We start from the raw sequence: 16,118 nt of genomic DNA, 5'->3' as shown, positions 1-16,118 counted from the left end.
ACTCATGTAACGGTACCCTTATCATGCAAGAAGCCCTTAGTTTAATCCAACTAAACTACATGGCTTAAAGCTGTATCATTTCGCTTGAACAGCTTCCAATCCGAGGGCCAGCGCCCCAGCCAGACCTGCCTTACTGCCCAATCCAGGCGGCACAATATAAGTATCGATCTGCTTGAGGATTGTGTCTGAGCTTACATAACCGTTCAGATTACGCTGGACTTCGCTTCGGATCATCTTGAACAGATGTGCCTGCTGCATAACGCCCCCGCCCAGAATGACCTTCTTCGGTGAGAGCATCAGAATGGTGCTTGTCACCGCTTGTGCGATATAGTAGGCCTCCATCTCCCAGGCAGGATGGCCTTCTGCCAGCTCATGGCCTTTGACCTTCCAGCGCGCTTCCAGTGCCGGTCCAGCCGCCATTCCCTCTAAGCAATCTCCATGAAATGGGCAATGTCCCGCAAAAGTATCCTTAGGGTGCCGTCTTACCAGGACATGTCCTCCTTCCGGATGGACCAGTCCATGCACCAGCCTGCCTTCAGCATATACGCCAACCCCTACGCCGGTGCCGATCGTATAGTAGACGCAGCTGTCAAGGCCCTTGGCGGCCCCCCACTTCGCCTCAGCTAAAGCTGCCGCATTCACATCCGTGTCCCAGCCATAGGGAACAGCAAACTCCCGCTTGAGTCTCCCGATAAAATCATAATTTGCCCAGCCCGGCTTCGGGGTTGTTGTAACATATCCATAAGTTGAGCTGGCCGGATCAATATCAATCGGCCCGAAGGAACCGACCCCTATCGCCTTCACCTGCTTGTCTTGAAAATAAGAGATCGCCTGCTCCAGAGTCTCCTCCGGGTGCCTGGTCGGGAAACTTACGCTATCTTCAATAATGCCTTCTTCACTGCCAACTCCGCATACAAATTTCGTGCCGCCGGCTTCAATTGCTCCTATACGCATCCTATCTGCCTCCTCTTTGAACTCTTCCCCTATTGTACTAGCTCCCGCTCCTTCTGTACAAAGAACGAATAGAAACAGACTGCCCTATCAGGCAGTCTATCCCCTTCCTTACTCTGCTGCTATTAGCTCCGGAAAGACAGCGTGCTGACCTCAAGTGTGTGAAGCTTTAGGCTGTCATCTGCGGCAAACAATCCGAGTCCCTGCGCCTCCGCGTCCGGGAAGACCAGATCCGTGATCACGGCCTGACCACCACCGGCGAATACCTCAACAGAGGAACGGTCCACATAAATCAAGATGTCCAGCCGGCCATTCACGGGATCAACCTTAGCGATATGGCGGCCTGCGAAGTCCTCATGAAATTTGGACTGGCCTGACCGGGTCCGATCCACATACAATCCACCCAGCTCGGGGTCATACCCGACGAGGGTCATCTGTTCAGCTGAAGAACGCACTTTGAAACCCCACTCTTCCTTGGCTTCAATCTCCGCTGAGATCACATAGCTTTCCAGTTGAAGCCCGGACAATGCAGCCTGCGCCTCGCGGACCGAAGCCTGATGAAGAGAAACGACCGGGCTCAGGAACTGCTTCAGTTCACGGATTGGCCGCTGAACAAGGGTAACCTTCCCCACTCTTGTCTCCAGTGCAAGTTCCCTGACCAGCGTCATCGCACCTCTCCAGTTCTCCAGCGGTGTAATGTTCGCATATCTCCAGTTGCTCATCCAGCCGATGAAGAGACGACGGCCATCCTCATGCGGAATATCGGACCAGCAGACTCCCGCATAATTATCCCTGCCTTGATCCAGCCACCGGATTTCAGCAGAGTCCTCGTCCGCAGTGAATGTTCTGCCATCGAATTCCCCCGTAAAGTACTGGGTGCGGGAGCCTTCGCGGATTCCATCCTCATTGCCGATGCTCACGAGCATAACCCACTTCGTCCGGGATGGTTCACCATCCACAGCCAGAGGGAACAAGTCCGGACATTCCCAGACCCCATCGTGATAACCGATGCCTTGACCGAATTCACTCACAAAGGTCCAGTCCTTCAAGTTCGGAGAGTTGTACAGGCATACCGTCTGTCCGCAGGCCAGGATCATCACCCATTGCTCAGATGGCTCATGCCAGAACACTTTAGGGTCTCGGAAATCCGGGTATTTCTCATCGGCCAGAACCGGATTCCCGGCATACTTGGTCCACGTTCTTCCCGAATCCGTGCTGTAGGCCAGACTCTGGCGCTGCCGAGCCTGATCCGTACCCGGTATCACATCATGATGGGTGAAGATAGCCACAAGTCCAGGCTTGCCACCGAACAGGCCGGAGGTATCCTTCCAGTCCACGACCGCGCTACCGGAGAAGATCATCCCGTGTTCATCCGGCGCAAGTGCGACAGGCTGCTCTTCCCAGGTGACCAAATCCCGGCTGATCGCATGTCCCCAGTGCATCGGGCCCCAGGTCGTTCCCTGGGGGTAATGCTGGTAGAACAAATGGTATTCTCCTTCGAAATAGACCATGCCATTCGGGTCATTCATCCAGCCCTTCTGCGGAGAGAAGTGATAGGCCGGCCGGTAATTTTCTGTCGTACTTATGTTCATTTAATTGCACCTCTTGGGAAGTTTAGTTTATTTCTTGCTTCTGTCATACCCGGATTGCTTGATTTGCAGCCATTCCTTGAGGCCTAGACGATCCAGCTCCTTCAGGTATTCCGGCCACTCCTCTTCCACCTTGCCGTTCTGGTACCATTCCGTCCGCTTTCTCAGCACATAAGCAAACATGTCGGTCTCAATTGTCGTCAGACGGTCAAGCTCATCAAGGGAGTGGAACACTTTAGGCATGTTGTTCTCGGCCTGCATGTGGGGAACCATAACCTTCTTAAGAATATCAAGTCTCCATGCGGCGTCATCCGGCTTCGTAGTGACCTTGCCATAATACTCATCCAGGATGGCCAGCGGTCCGCCAATACTGGTCTTCTGCCGGACTTCCACAGGAGCCGAGCCTTTCAGCGGAAGATGCTTCAGCATGTTCTTGGATTTATCAAATTCAAAAATGTTCTGCTGTTTGGTATCGCCATAAGTTCCCCAGTTATCCTGGACCGATTGCAGCGGATCATAGAGCTGATCCACCCATTTGGCCGTAGCTTCAAGCTGCTTGTTAGCGCTCGTGATCACCATTTTGCCCCGGTCAAAGCCCATTCCATTCGTTCTGGCCACATTCACATGCCCATCTGGCCCTGCAAGAGGTGGCATCACATCATACTTGTCATTCATGCCCGTAATGTTGGACTTATCCCATGTGAAATAAAGACCATAACGGTTGTCCTTGCCTTTAGCCAAATAAGTATTCCAGTCCTGCTGGGACGATTCAATATCAATCAGGCCATTCTGATAGAGGTCATGGATGTATTTCACCGCTTCTTTGTAACCATTCTCCGCCGGGGTAAATACGACCTTGCCTTCATTCGTCACAACCGCATGGTCGCCATTCTCGCCGAGTCCGAAGGAGCCGTACAAGAAAGCCAAGTCTTCTCCGCCCGGCTTGTCGATGAACGACAGCGGGATCTCATCCGCCTTCCCGTTCCCATTCGGGTCCTTCGTCTTGAAGGCAATCAGGACCTGCTTCAGCTCCTCTGTGGTGGTTGGCATTTTCAGCCCCAGCTTCTTCAGCCACTCCACATTAATCCATGGAAGATCGTCCACCGCCTGGATCGCTTCCTTCCCTGTTCCAAGCTCCTCAATCCACGGGAAGGAATAAATATGTCCGTCTGGAGCTGTAATCAGCGATTTATATTCGGGCGCCTCCTGAAGCACCTTCTTCAGATTCGGCATATATTTCTCAATCAAATCTTCAAGCGGGATAATCACGCCGTCCTTGCCCAGCTTGAGAAGGTCATAATCCGTATATCCGGCATCAAACACCGCATCCGGCAGATCACCGCTGGCGATCGCCAAATTTCTTTTCTCTATAAATACATCATTCGTATAGTTCTTCCAGTTAATATGGACACCGGTCTTCTCTTCCAGACGCTTGTTAATCAGCTTCTCATTCGGGTCTGCCGGAGCGAGCGCCGAGCTCTGCGTCAGGAAATTCAGCGTGACCTTGCCATTATTCGCACCAGATGCCCCTCCTTCCCCTGTCGAAGTACCGCTGCCGCTGCAGCCGGACAAGAGCAGCAGAGATGCAAGAACGGATACGGATACGGTTTTTACATTTTTCATACTATGACCTCCATGTATATATAAGGTAAAAGACTCTTAAAGCCATAAACCTAGACCACCCATTATTTCAATGAACCTACCATGACCCCTTTCTCGAAATATTTCTGGAAGAATGGATACATCACCAGCAGCGGGAGGCTTGAGATTACAATAGACGAATACTTGATCATTTCAGAGAGACGCTTCAGCTCCGCCATGGCCAATTGGTCGCCAATCATGCCTGAAGCAGCCTGATTCTGAATCAAGATCGATCTAAGCACCAGCTGCAGCGGGTGCAGATTCGGGTTATCCAAATAAATCATGGCATCAAAGTAAGAATTCCATTGGGCTACGAAGGCATATAAAGCGATAACGAAAATAATCGGTTTGGACAGCGGAAGCACGATTTTGAAAAAAATCAGCATATCCGTAGCCCCATCCACGTTTGCCGCCTCCTTCAGCTCTTTAGGGACTCCCTGAAAGAAGGTTCTTGCCAGGATGATATCCCATACATTCACTGCCGCAGGGACCAGAATCGCCCATACGGTGTTCAGCATGCCCAGGTTCTTAACGAGCAGGTAAGTAGGAACAAGCCCTCCCCCGAAGAACATCGTAATTACGAACAGGGTCATGAAGAACTTCCGGCCAACCATCTCTTTCACGGACAGGGCGTAACCCGCACAGACAGAGACCGTTACAGTAATGAGCGCAAAGCATACCGAATAGAATACCGCGTTGCCAAACCCCCGGAGCATTGCCGGGTTGGTCAGGATCATTTTGTAGCCTTCCACACTCCAGTCAGACACATGAAAGGAGATTCCTTTATTCAGGAGCACGGTTGGATTCATAAAAGATGCAAGGACCACGTATACCAGGGGCACCACGATGATCAGCACAGCCAGACAAAGCAGAATATAATTAATGGCTATAATGACGCGGTCAAGCCGGGAGTGCTTGATAAGCATAAGACAGCTCCTTCCTTAATAAAGTCCCTCTCCTTCATTAAGTCTCTTGACAATGAAGTTGACGGTGACGAGCAGGATGACATTGATCACGGAGTTGAACAGGCCAACCGCCGCGGAATAAGCATAGTTGCCGGACTGCAAACCTATTTTGTATACATAGGTAGGCAGGATTTCAGATGTCGGCAGATTCAGAGAGGTCTGCATAAGATAGGCCTTCTCGAATCCGATGGACATGATGCCGCCTGCCGCAAGGATGAAGACGATAGCCATGATCGGCTTGATCGTCGGCAGGTCAATATGGCGGATACGCTGCAGAAGGTTGGCCCCATCCAGGCTGGCCGCGTTGTGCAGCTCCGGGTCCACGTTAGCCAGAGCGGCCACGTAGATAATGGAAGCCCAGCCCGCCCCCTGCCAGATGCCGGACAGAATATACACCCACCTGAAGTATTCAGGTTCTGTCATGAACATGACGGGTTTGCCGGTAATTGAAGTGATCAAATGATTGATCGGTCCGGTTGGAGACAGGAACACGAACAGCATCCCCACAATGACAACAACCGATATGAAATTCGGTGCATACAGGACAAGCTGCACGTTCTTCTTGACGGCTGATTTGCGCAGTTGATTAAGCATTAAAGCTAGAATTATAGGTACCGGAAATCCAAGAACAAGCCCGTACAAGCTGAGCTTCAGCGTATTCAGCAGGAGCTGTTCAAAGTTGGGAGCACTCAGGAACTTCTCGAAGTATTTGAACCCCACCCAGTCGCTTCCCATAATCCCCTTGATCGGGCTAAAATCCTTAAACGCGATAATGGCCCCATACATCGGGACATACTTGAAGATCAGTGTAAGAATTAATGCCGGAGCCAGCAGCACATACAAGAAGTAATTCTTCCTTATGAAATCCAGCTTGTGGTGAATCGCCCTCCCCTTCTTCCTCTCCGGTCTAACCGTTCTTTTCTCAACTTCTACTGTGTTTTGCAATCCCCCTGCCTCCCATCTTCATCTAGAAGTTTACATTTGCATAAAAAGAAAGGGTTTTCATTTCGTTCTGCTTTTACAATTTACCAAATAAAGCGGCAATTCGTCAATACATTTTGTAAAATATTATTTTAACATTTGACCAAGATATTTTGTTCATAAATCGTTTAGTGTTTAAATTTCTATAGTTAAATCTCTAAATTATTTAGAAATCACCTTGATTTATAATATATTCAGAACATTTTCCTGTACATAAGGGTAAATCAATCAACCCACAAAAGTAAACATTTGTAAACTAAGATCATACTTTTGCGAAAATGCTGTTATTGTCATTATAATTTGTGCATTTGTAACATTTTGATTGCTATTTGAACTGAACTATAATACATTTAGCTTAGACCTCGTTATTAGTAAAGGTGGAAATCATAACTATGGGAAAAGAAAAGGTAACCATTCAACATATTGCGGATTCGCTCGGGATCTCCCGCAACACCGCATCCAAAGCACTTAATGGCAGCGACAGCATCCCTGCCGAAACCCGAAATAAAGTAATCAGAAAGGCCATAGAGCTGAAGTATAAGCAGTTTGCTTATGTGGAGTCGGACAACCTTCTTCCGAAGAATCCTGGCAACATCGCTCTCTTCACCTGCAATCTGCCGAACAGCTCTCACTTCGGTTCCTTCCTGATCAGCGGGCTGGAGAAAAGAATAAGCTCGGAAGGATACAACTTGTCCATCCACATCATCCGGGAGACAGAGCTCAGCACCCAATCGCTGCCTAATAATTTCGAGACCTCCAAGGTAGACGGGATTATCTGTATTGAAATGTTCGACAAAGCTTACAGTGAGCTTGTGACCAGCCTGGGGCTTCCAACGATCTTCATCGACTGTTCTTCGGATGTCTTATACCCGGAGCTCAAAGCAGACCTGCTGCTTATGGAGAACGAGCACAGCACCTACTATATCACACGCAAACTGATCGACAGCGGTCTAACCCGGATAGGCTTCGCTGGCGATTACGACCACTGCAAGAGCTTTAATGAGAGATGGGCAGGCTATCAGAAAGCATTAACGGAATCCGGGCTGCAGCCCGAATTGTCTTCTTGTATTGTGGGGGAAGACCGGTTATTCTCGGACAGCTGGGTAGCCGGTCAGATTGAACACATGAATGCCATGCCGGACGCATTTATATGTGCGAATGATTTCATTGCGGTTCAAGTGATGAAGGCTCTAAAGAGTAGAGGCGTACAAATTCCCGATGAGGTTCGGATCTGCGGGTTCGATGACGCACCGGAGTCACGGATTGTGGAGCCGCATCTTTCCACGGTGCATATCTACAACAATGAAATGGGTGTCACGGCTGCCGAGATGCTGTTATCCCGGGTGAAGAATCCGGCCCAGCCTTACCAAATCATTCATGTGCGGACAGAGCCGATATTCCGCGAATCCACAGGCAGCCTGATTGCCCGATAGATTACGGTGCATATAAGCACAATCAACCTGCAAGCATAAATAAAAGACACCCTTAAGGTGCCTTTTATTTGCATATAACAAAGCGCTTTCCCCGCCGGTACATAATTGATTGGCGCCTGCTGGGTAGTTACAAGGTCAACGGGATCTCCTTCACACCCCTGACCACCATCCCCGGGCGCCATTCCAGCTCATCCGGGTCCGCATTCAGCTTCAGATCAGGATAGCGGCGCAGCAGGCTGCCGATCGCAATTTCACCCTCAAGCCGGGCCAGCGGCGCTCCGAGGCACAGATGCACCCCTTTGCCAAAGGCGAGATGCGGGCTTTTCTCCCGGGTAATATCGAATTCATCCGCATGCTCAAATTGCCGCGGATCATGGTTAGCTGAATTTAGCGCAATAATGACCAGCTCGCCCTTCTTAAAGCTCTTCCCGCCGAATTCGAAATCCTCACTCGCCCAGCGTGAGGTGCTGAATTCGACCGGGCCATTAAATCGCAGAGACTCCTCTATGGCAGTATGAATCAGCTCTGGCTGGTTAACCAGCAGCTTCAGCTGGTCCGGATGCTCAAGCAGGGACAGAATGCTGTTCCCGATTAAATTCACCGTGGTCTCATGCCCGGCAATAATCAGCAGTGTAACTACGCCGTACAGCTCCTGCTCCGTCAGCTTGTCACCCTCTTCCTCGGCAGCAATGAGCTGACTGATCAGATCCTCACCCGGCTCCTCCCGGAGACGGCCGAACATCTCCCTCAAATATAAGATAAATTCATCCATATGCCGCTGCATCTCACTTGCGTACTCACCGCTTGAGCCTTCTATCAAGGTGGTTGACCACACCCGGAACTTGTCGCGGTCTTGGGTGGGAATCCCCAGCATTTCACATATCACGATAATGGGTAGAGGAAAAGCGAATTCATCGATTAGATTCACATGGTCCTTACCCTTCCAAGCGTCCAGAAGCTCATCTGTAATCTCTTGAATGCGTCCACGCATTCCCTCAATCATAGCTTGAGTGAACGATTTCTGCACCAGCCCCCGCAATCTCTTATGATCCGGGGGATCAGAGAACAGCATATTGGTGGTAAAGACACTCTGATGCTGCCCGGGATTACCTGTTATTTTGCCATAATCCTTGACCAGCCTCGGGTCCTTAAATGCCAGAACCGCATCTTCATACCTTGTAATCATCCAGCCCGTTCTCCCATCCGGGAACGCACACCGGTACACAGGGTCCATATCCCTAAGCTTTGTGTACAGCGGATAAGGATTCTTCGTAAAAGATTTGCTAAATAGATTCGTAAATAGAGAACTGTCCACGGCATCATGTGAATTCAACGTTCATTCTCCTTTCGAAATCCTTGGATGGCCAGATCTGGGCATTTTCCAGCACCTGGTATTTCAAGTATAGCGGCCGGGAGTAAGCGGATGCAAAAAAACTGCCCAGATAAGGACTAGTCCTCTGTCGTGATCATAAATAATTGCTTTACTCGAACCTCCAGCACTCTATATTAGCGCTCTTCTCCTACAATTTGTAACTTTTCAGCAATCTATCCCGTCGTTATATACAAATACTGTAAATAGGAGTGTGTTAAAATGAGTTGGATAAAAAAATTCACTGCCATTCTTGCAGCCGCCACGCTAATCACAACCCTTTCCATACATCCTGCTGAAGCCAGGAGCGCTTCGTCCTCAATCCCCAGCACCCCCGTAGTTCTCAAAATGAATGATTACTATGTAGCCTACACATATCCAAAGGCCCCCTATATCGACAAGCAGAACCGGCTGATTGTGCCTCTAAGATCGGTCAGCGACCTGCTGGGAGCTGAGGTGTCCTACGATAACATAACCAAGACCGCCACAGTCAAGCAGGGACAGGATAAGGTTGACATCATCATTGGCAGCAAAAAAGCGCTCGTCAATGGACAGCCTGTCATGATGGATACCGTGGCTGTGCTTGATCAGGGCTCCGCGCTGGTACCGGCGCGCATTCTGCTGGATACCTTCGGCTACAAGGCCGCTTCGGTGAACCATGTCATCACCCTGAAGGATGAGCGGCTCCTGGGGAGCGAGAAATTCAAAATCACGCTCGATGACGACAGGGAAGGGATTAGAAGAACCTCCGATTCTAACGCGTTCAAGCCGCTTCATATTTCCTTTTCTTCCGCAGTGAAGAACAATGTCACGAACTTCAGCTACTCGGTATCGGCCAAAAATATAACCGGAAAATCCGTTTCCGCAGGCCATGAGGATCTGCACTCCATTCTGATGTTCAAAGGGGTTACCGTCACAAGCGACTCCGACAACGAAGTAAAGGGAAGAAGGACCCGGCCTGCTGTCAAGAAGGACGCGGTTATTACAAGCAAGCTGAACAACCTCGCGGGAATGGGGCAGGACCTTGTCCCTCTTGAATATATTCTAATCGCAGGAAGGACTTTGAACTAAGTGCAGCTTCTGTCCAAAGAGCGCACGCAAAGACAGGAATTCGTAGAGCCCTGATGTTAAGATCAGCTACAAAGGAGGTGATGCGGTGTGGGTTGGCTGAATCGGATGAACCGTGCCATTGATATGATGGAGAAGAGGATGGAAGCCCCTTTTGATATTGGGGAAATCGCCAGAGCCGCATACTGTTCAGCTTTTCATTTCCAACGCATGTTCCATATGCTGACCGGGATGACTGTTGCGGAGTATACACGAAAAAGAAGATTGACCTTGGCCGCGCAGGAGTTAGCGAGTTCCGGTTCCAGGGTGGTCGATATTGCGCTAAAGTTCGGTTATGAATCCCCGGAATCCTTCTCCAAAGCATTCCGGAAGCTTCATGGCATTTCCCCCTCTGAAGCGCGTAGTCCTGGAGCCAGTCTCAAGGCCTTCCCCCGCATCTCCTTCCACTTATCACTGAAGGGAGATCAGGGAATGGAATACCGAATTGTGGAAAAACCCGAATTTAGCATTATAGGAAAGGTGGCTCAAGTCACAATCAAAAACGGGGAGAATTATCAGATTATCCCGAAATTGTGGGACACCTGGAACGCCGACGGTACCTCTGACAAGCTGCTTGCATTAGGGAAGGACAAGGACCTGCTCGGAGTCTGCCTTGATATGGAGCACCAACAGGAACAGTTCAATTATATGATCGCTGTGGAAGCCGCTGACACTCCGGTAGACAATGAATTTACGATAAGAACAATCCCCGCCTCTACCTGGGCAGTGTTCACTTCAGTTGGTTCGCTGCCTAATGCCATTCAAGACGTGCTCGGGCAGATCTTTCAGGACTGGTTCCCATCCACTGGTTATGAACACAGTGGCGGGCCCGAAATTGAAGTCTATCCTATCGGCGATATCAGATCAGATAGCTACCGTTGTGAGGTATGGATTCCTATTATCAAGAAATAACTGGAAGGCCGGTCCCGGGAGGGGCCGGCCTTTGCTTATCCATTTCCTGGCTGCGCTCCTCATCAATCTTGAGCTTTAGAGGCCGTATATTAACTCTCCCTGCGGCAGATGTTAATTCAATATGACATGATACACCTGATTAACGGGTTAGAGGCCTAAATATTCAAAAAGATGCCATTTACCTATTCTTCAGCCAAGGTGAAAAATCGCCGGCATTATGCTACAATACTTGAATTGTAATAGCTTAGGGAGGGTATTTGAATCACCATGCTCATAATAGGTATCGCCGGCGGCACCGGTTCAGGAAAATCCACGGTTGCCCGCTCTGTCATAGACCGCCTCGGATCAGGCAAAGTCACTTTTATATCTCAGGATAATTACTATAAGGACCATTCGTATCTGAGCATGCCTGAACGCGAAGCGATCAATTATGATCATCCGTTCGCCTTCGATAACGAGCTGCTTATCGAACATCTTGTTCTTCTCAAGAATGGGCAGTCGGCTAACGCCCCCGTTTACGATTTCACGGTTCACGCCCGCTCCATCACCGAAACGGTTGAGCTCAAGCCCAACAACATCGTCATTCTGGAGGGCCTGCATGTTCTCTCTGATGAGAAGCTGCGCGACCAGCTCGACATTAAGGTCTTTGTTGATACCGACCCCGATGTTCGCATCCTGCGGCGAGTTCTTCGGGATATTGAAGAACGGGGCAGAACGATTCAATCCATCCACCAGCAGTATCTGGCTACCGTGAAGCCGATGCACGAAGCATTCATCGAACCTTCCAAGAAATACGCCGATCTGATTATCCCCGAAGGCGGACAGAACGAAGTCGGCATTCAGCTTCTGTCAGTCTTAACCGAGAAATACCTCACCGGAGATCGGACCTGGGGGGACGCTTAGGGCTGGTTGGACAAGCTTGACGCAGTCCGTATAGCTTCAAGTCAGAAGGGACGTCCACACGGGTGTCCTTTTTTGGAACTATTTTTATTATGGTGAAGATCTAGCCTGGGCAGGGGGAGCTCACGATGAACATAGAGCCGGATGATTCAAAACAGGTTGTCCTGCAGGTTGGGGCAGCGTTAAAAAAGCTTCGGAAGGAAAGGCAGCTGAGTCTTGAAGATTTATCAGAGCTATCGGGTGTGAGCAGGCTTACACTCGGAAATATAGAACGCGGAGAGACCAATCCAACCATCGGCATGTTGTGGAAGATTTCGAGAAGTCTCTCGATCCCGCTGATGGCACTCTTCTCAAACGAAAACGGGGTGAATCTCTCCCGTGCTGGAAAGGGGCTTAGAATTCCCGGTGAGGGCGCCAAGTGGGTGATTGAACCGATATTTCAAAATGGAAATCATGAGATGGAGATGTACCGGTTCTATCTTCAGCCGAACAGCTCATATTATCCAGAGACCCATCACCATAATACTACGGAGTTTGTAACCGTAATGTCCGGTTCTATATCCATTCAAGTGAATAACGAGTCATACACCTTAAACCAATATGATTCTATCAGCTTTCCCGCAGACGGCACCCATTCCTATATCAATCACACCCATGAGGTTGTTGTTCTTCATATTATCCTGAAATACGGGCACTAACACCCCGTCCTAATCTCATGATTTACATACCTCCTCTATCCACCATATGGATAGGGGTTATTTACATTTACAGATAAATCCATAGACAAGCCCCGATTTATATAGTATATTTTTCTTTATGTTAATTTATGTATATCATAATATACATCATAATATTATGCACTAATCCTATTAAAGTGCGGGCAGGATGGAGGGAACAGCCTTGGAATCAACCGATCAAATAATTAACAATCCGGAAGCACCGTTAACTCAAGGCCTTCGTAAATCAGTTGGTTGGATCATGATTGTAGGGATCATTTTTGTAGCAACTAATTTAAGGGCTCCTTTAACCTCGGTCGGCCCGTTAGCAGGCCTTATAAGGGACAGCCTGCATATCTCCAATACATTAGCAGGTCTAATTACCACGCTGCCCCTGCTCGCTTTTGCGCTTTTCTCGCCTTTTGTGCCGGGATTGGGACGAAGATGGGGAATGGAACGGATGATTTTAATTTCCGTCACCTTCCTTACTCTGGGCATTATGATCCGCTGGCTGCCGGGTGCCCCCGCTTTATATGCCGGTACGGCTGTGCTCGGCTTGGCTATTTCTGTCTGCAATGTCCTGCTGCCCGCTTTTATCAAACGGGAATTCCCCACAAAAATTGGCTTATTGACGGGTGTGTATTCCATTTCCATGAACCTGTTTGGAGCCATTGCTTCAGGCATCAGTGTGCCGGTCGCCGTGGGATTAGGTCTAGGATGGCCAACCTCATTAGGCATTTGGGGTGTTCTAAGCTTGGCATCTATAATGGTCTGGTTGCCTCAATTGAAGCGCCGGGGCATCCCATCAGGAGCCGCTCCCCTTCAAGCGGATAACCAGGATGTAAGCCTGTGGCGCTCCCCGCTTGCCTGGCAGGTAACCTTGTTTATGGGCCTGCAGTCCACAGTGTTCTATGTGCTGATTGCATGGCTTCCCGAGATTTTGAAGCTGCAGGGAGTAGGCTCTGATCAATCGGGATGGCTGCTCTCTATCATGCAGTTGTCACTGCTTCCGTTCACCTTCGTTGTTCCCGTCCTCGCGGGCCGTATGTCCAGTCAGCGTCCACTGGTGATCATAATGTCGATCCTACTCCTGATGGGTACCCTAGGATTAGTCTATGGAAGTTCAAATCTTATTGTCTTGTGGATCATCTTACTGGGTATCGGCGGAGGATTTGCATTCAGTCTAGCCATGATGTTCTTTGGTCTGCGTACCCGGAGTGCGCATCAAGCCGCGGAACTATCCGGTATGGCCCAATCCTTCGGCTACCTGCTCGCCGCTGCGGGTCCAACCCTCTTCGGTTATTTACACGATGCAACCCAGAGCTGGACGATTCCGCTTCTCATCCTGGTGGGCGCATCGGTACTGCTCTTGATCGTGGGTCTGGGTGCGTCCAGAGACCGGTATATAGACTCTGCCAAGTAACCCTCTTCCGAATCCGTCACAATTAGATCTGCAGCCAGGAGGAGCTCTATATGATATGCTTCACAACCCGCTGTTCAAAAAGAGCCGCATTCCATAGCTGAATGCGGCTCTTCCTTTATGCTTGTCCTTCTTCTTCGGCTGTTTGCTCTACCTTGGTCTCCTTGACCTTGAACTGGTCCGCGTACGACTTCAGGCTGTCTGATAGACCAGCCAGCCGGCTTGAAACGGCGGACAACTCCTCTGCCGCCTTCTTCTGCTCTTCGGCGCTGGCTGCTACCTCTTCCGTCATCGCGGATGTCTCCTCCGTAGCCGAAGCAATGAAGCTGAGGTGCTGTTCAACCTCCTGGCGAATCGCATGCATGTCGGCTGTCCGGTTCGCCAAACGCTGAGCCAGCTCTTGAACCTCCGCCGAGATACGGCTGACCTGGCCGAACACTTCCAGACATCCTGCAATTTGCTGCTCCTGCTCCTGAACAGAGGCCAGATTCTCATCAAAGTGTTCACTCATCCGGTTCGTCTCATTCACGAAGGACTCCAGAATGGTATCGATCTCCTGGATGGATTCTTCAGATTGACGGGCCAGCTGACCCATTTCCCCGGCCACCACGGCAAAGCCCTTTCCGGCTTCTCCCGCCCTGGCTGCTTCAATCGAGGCATTTAAGGACAGGATCTGGGTCTGCTTTAAAATATTATGGATCTGCCCGCTAATAGACGAAGCCAGCTGGGACTGATCTGTCAGCGACTTGGACATCAGACGCAGCTCGCCGACACGGCCGGCATTCTCCCGGCCTTTTTCAAGCAAAAGCTCGTGCTCCCTTGTCACCTGAGTCTGTACTTCAGATAGCCTTTCTGAAGTATGGGCAAATTGATGGACGTATGTTCCAACCTCATCCATGATTTGTCCTAGGCTTTCCGAGCGCTTCACAGATAGTTCTGTTTCTTCTGCCTGATTCATCGACCCAATGGCAATCTCTTCGATAGCCCGTGACAGCTCCTCCGTCTGGCGCTGATTGCCAAGAGCGGTCTGAGCGATATTGGACGAGGATTCCTGCAGAGTTCCCGCCCCTTGCTGAATGCCAAGAACAATTCTGGTCAGCTGGGACACCATCCGGTTAATCAGTACACTGACATCCCCGAGTTGATCCCTTGTGTATCGTCTGGACACCACGTTCAGATTGCCATTAGCCACCTGGTCCAGGCTCAGCTTAATATCACGGACCTGTCTGAGAATTCCGTACAGCAGGGCTAGCATGACCACTACGGATACCGCCAACACGACTCCAAAGACAGGGATAACCGTCCGGTAAGAGCTGGCCAGCGTATCCGAGGTCACTTTACTTACCGCTTTAGCAGAAATATCAATGCCGAGATAACCGACAATCGTTCCGCTCGAGTCCTTGATTGGAGAGAAAGATGACAGTAACTCTCCCCATGTTGGATCATTCACCAACCCTGTGGTAACGACTTCACCCTTAAGAAGTCCGTCCTCCACCTTTTTATCCGAAAACACCATATCATCGCCATAAGCGCTGTATTCTTTATCATCCCAGCCTGCTCCGTCCACCGTATACATCCAGCCTTTGGAGGTCCGGTTGAACATGTACACATACAAGGCGCCGGATTGCAGACGCACCGTGTTAATCTCATTTCGCAGGCGCTTATAGTCGCTGCTTTGTTCTGAAGGACTTGCGTACAGTCTCTCGATGACATCGGATTGCTTGCCAAGATGGCCTGCCGTATTCACGACCAACTGCTGATTATTATGCTGCATCGTGGACAAAGAGGCGTTCTCACTTGATGTCTTGGTTGTCCATACGACCAGCCCCCCAATGACCAGCAGAGGAATCAGCATAATGGCATACAGCTTCAGCCTGAGATCGACTTTAAGTTCTCTTGTAGTTTTCAACATCCATCCCCCCTTTTGAAGTACTTAATATTTATCGAAATTAAAGGGAATGAAATGAAGAGCTTTCAGCGGTTTTACTGAAAGTTTCATAATTTGGAAAAAAGGAGAGAGTTGTTGAAGGGGATATGGTCTAACTAGAGATATTTACCCCCGAATATGACTCATGGAGGAAGTATGAATGACATAAGTTGAGATATAAGATTCGTAACCCGAGAACAAAGATAT

Annotated in this window: 13 protein-coding genes; 6 read left to right on the top strand and 7 right to left on the bottom strand. The window is 49.7% G+C overall.

Translation table 11 applies throughout. The annotated features are described in order from the left end of the window. Positions 1–75: 75 nt before the first annotated feature. From BN6628_RS01620 to BN6628_RS01600, 5 genes are all read right to left on the bottom strand, one after another. Entirely contained in the window at positions 76–954 is an 879-nt protein-coding gene (locus BN6628_RS01620; protein ID WP_068613325.1) for an ROK family protein, read from the bottom strand. A 122-nt stretch (positions 955–1,076) separates the two neighbouring features. Then, entirely contained in the window at positions 1,077–2,543 is a 1,467-nt protein-coding gene (locus BN6628_RS01615; RefSeq protein WP_068613321.1) for a glycoside hydrolase family 32 protein, read from the bottom strand. Between the two features lie 27 nt (positions 2,544–2,570). Beyond that, complete coding sequence (locus BN6628_RS01610) at positions 2,571–4,163, bottom strand: ABC transporter substrate-binding protein (RefSeq protein ID WP_068613318.1); 1,593 nt, start codon at positions 4,161–4,163, stop codon at positions 2,571–2,573. Positions 4,164–4,225: 62 nt separating this feature from the next. Next, positions 4,226–5,107 carry a carbohydrate ABC transporter permease gene (locus tag BN6628_RS01605; RefSeq protein WP_068613317.1) on the bottom strand — a complete coding sequence of 294 codons (882 nt, stop codon included), beginning with the start codon at positions 5,105–5,107 and terminating at the stop codon, positions 4,226–4,228. Positions 5,108–5,122: 15 nt separating this feature from the next. Beyond that, a complete protein-coding gene (locus BN6628_RS01600; RefSeq protein ID WP_068621847.1) occupies positions 5,123–6,028 on the bottom strand; it encodes an ABC transporter permease in 906 nt (301 codons plus the stop codon). Positions 6,029–6,519: 491 nt separating this feature from the next. On the opposite strand from BN6628_RS01600, the gene BN6628_RS01595 reads away from it, so the two are divergent. Next, positions 6,520–7,560 (top strand): LacI family DNA-binding transcriptional regulator, encoded by a 1,041-nt coding sequence (locus tag BN6628_RS01595; RefSeq protein WP_068613310.1) that lies wholly within the window; start codon positions 6,520–6,522, stop codon positions 7,558–7,560. 127 nt (positions 7,561–7,687) lie between these two features. Here BN6628_RS01595 and BN6628_RS01590 read toward each other — a convergent pair whose 3' ends face one another. After that, positions 7,688–8,893, bottom strand: a complete 1,206-nt coding sequence (locus BN6628_RS01590) for a cytochrome P450 family protein (protein ID WP_068613307.1) — start codon at positions 8,891–8,893, stop codon at positions 7,688–7,690. Between the two features lie 258 nt (positions 8,894–9,151). Between BN6628_RS01590 and BN6628_RS01585 the strand changes: the two genes are divergently transcribed. From BN6628_RS01585 to BN6628_RS01565, 5 genes are all read left to right on the top strand, one after another. Continuing rightward, positions 9,152–10,000 (top strand): stalk domain-containing protein, encoded by an 849-nt coding sequence (locus tag BN6628_RS01585; RefSeq protein WP_068613304.1) that lies wholly within the window; start codon positions 9,152–9,154, stop codon positions 9,998–10,000. An 87-nt stretch (positions 10,001–10,087) separates the two neighbouring features. Continuing rightward, the gene (locus BN6628_RS01580) at positions 10,088–10,948 is read left to right on the top strand and encodes an AraC family transcriptional regulator (protein WP_187386099.1); all 861 of its coding nucleotides are present in this window, start codon (positions 10,088–10,090) and stop codon (positions 10,946–10,948) included. Between the two features lie 267 nt (positions 10,949–11,215). Then, entirely contained in the window at positions 11,216–11,851 is a 636-nt protein-coding gene (udk, locus tag BN6628_RS01575; RefSeq protein WP_068613301.1) for a uridine kinase, read from the top strand. A 125-nt stretch (positions 11,852–11,976) separates the two neighbouring features. After that, positions 11,977–12,546: a helix-turn-helix domain-containing protein gene (locus tag BN6628_RS01570; RefSeq protein ID WP_068613298.1), complete on the top strand. Its 570-nt coding sequence runs from the start codon at positions 11,977–11,979 to the stop codon at positions 12,544–12,546. 202 nt (positions 12,547–12,748) lie between these two features. Next, complete coding sequence (locus BN6628_RS01565; RefSeq protein ID WP_068613296.1) at positions 12,749–13,987, top strand: CynX/NimT family MFS transporter; 1,239 nt, start codon at positions 12,749–12,751, stop codon at positions 13,985–13,987. Between the two features lie 115 nt (positions 13,988–14,102). On the opposite strand, the gene BN6628_RS01560 is transcribed toward BN6628_RS01565, so the two are convergent. Beyond that, a complete protein-coding gene (locus BN6628_RS01560) occupies positions 14,103–15,896 on the bottom strand; it encodes a methyl-accepting chemotaxis protein (RefSeq protein WP_235847549.1) in 1,794 nt (597 codons plus the stop codon). Positions 15,897–16,118 lie beyond the last annotated feature (222 nt).

Source organism: Paenibacillus tuaregi (assembly GCF_900086655.1).
GTDB lineage: Bacteria > Bacillota > Bacilli > Paenibacillales > Paenibacillaceae > Fontibacillus > Fontibacillus tuaregi.
This window is presented reverse-complemented; position numbering and strand designations above follow the sequence as displayed.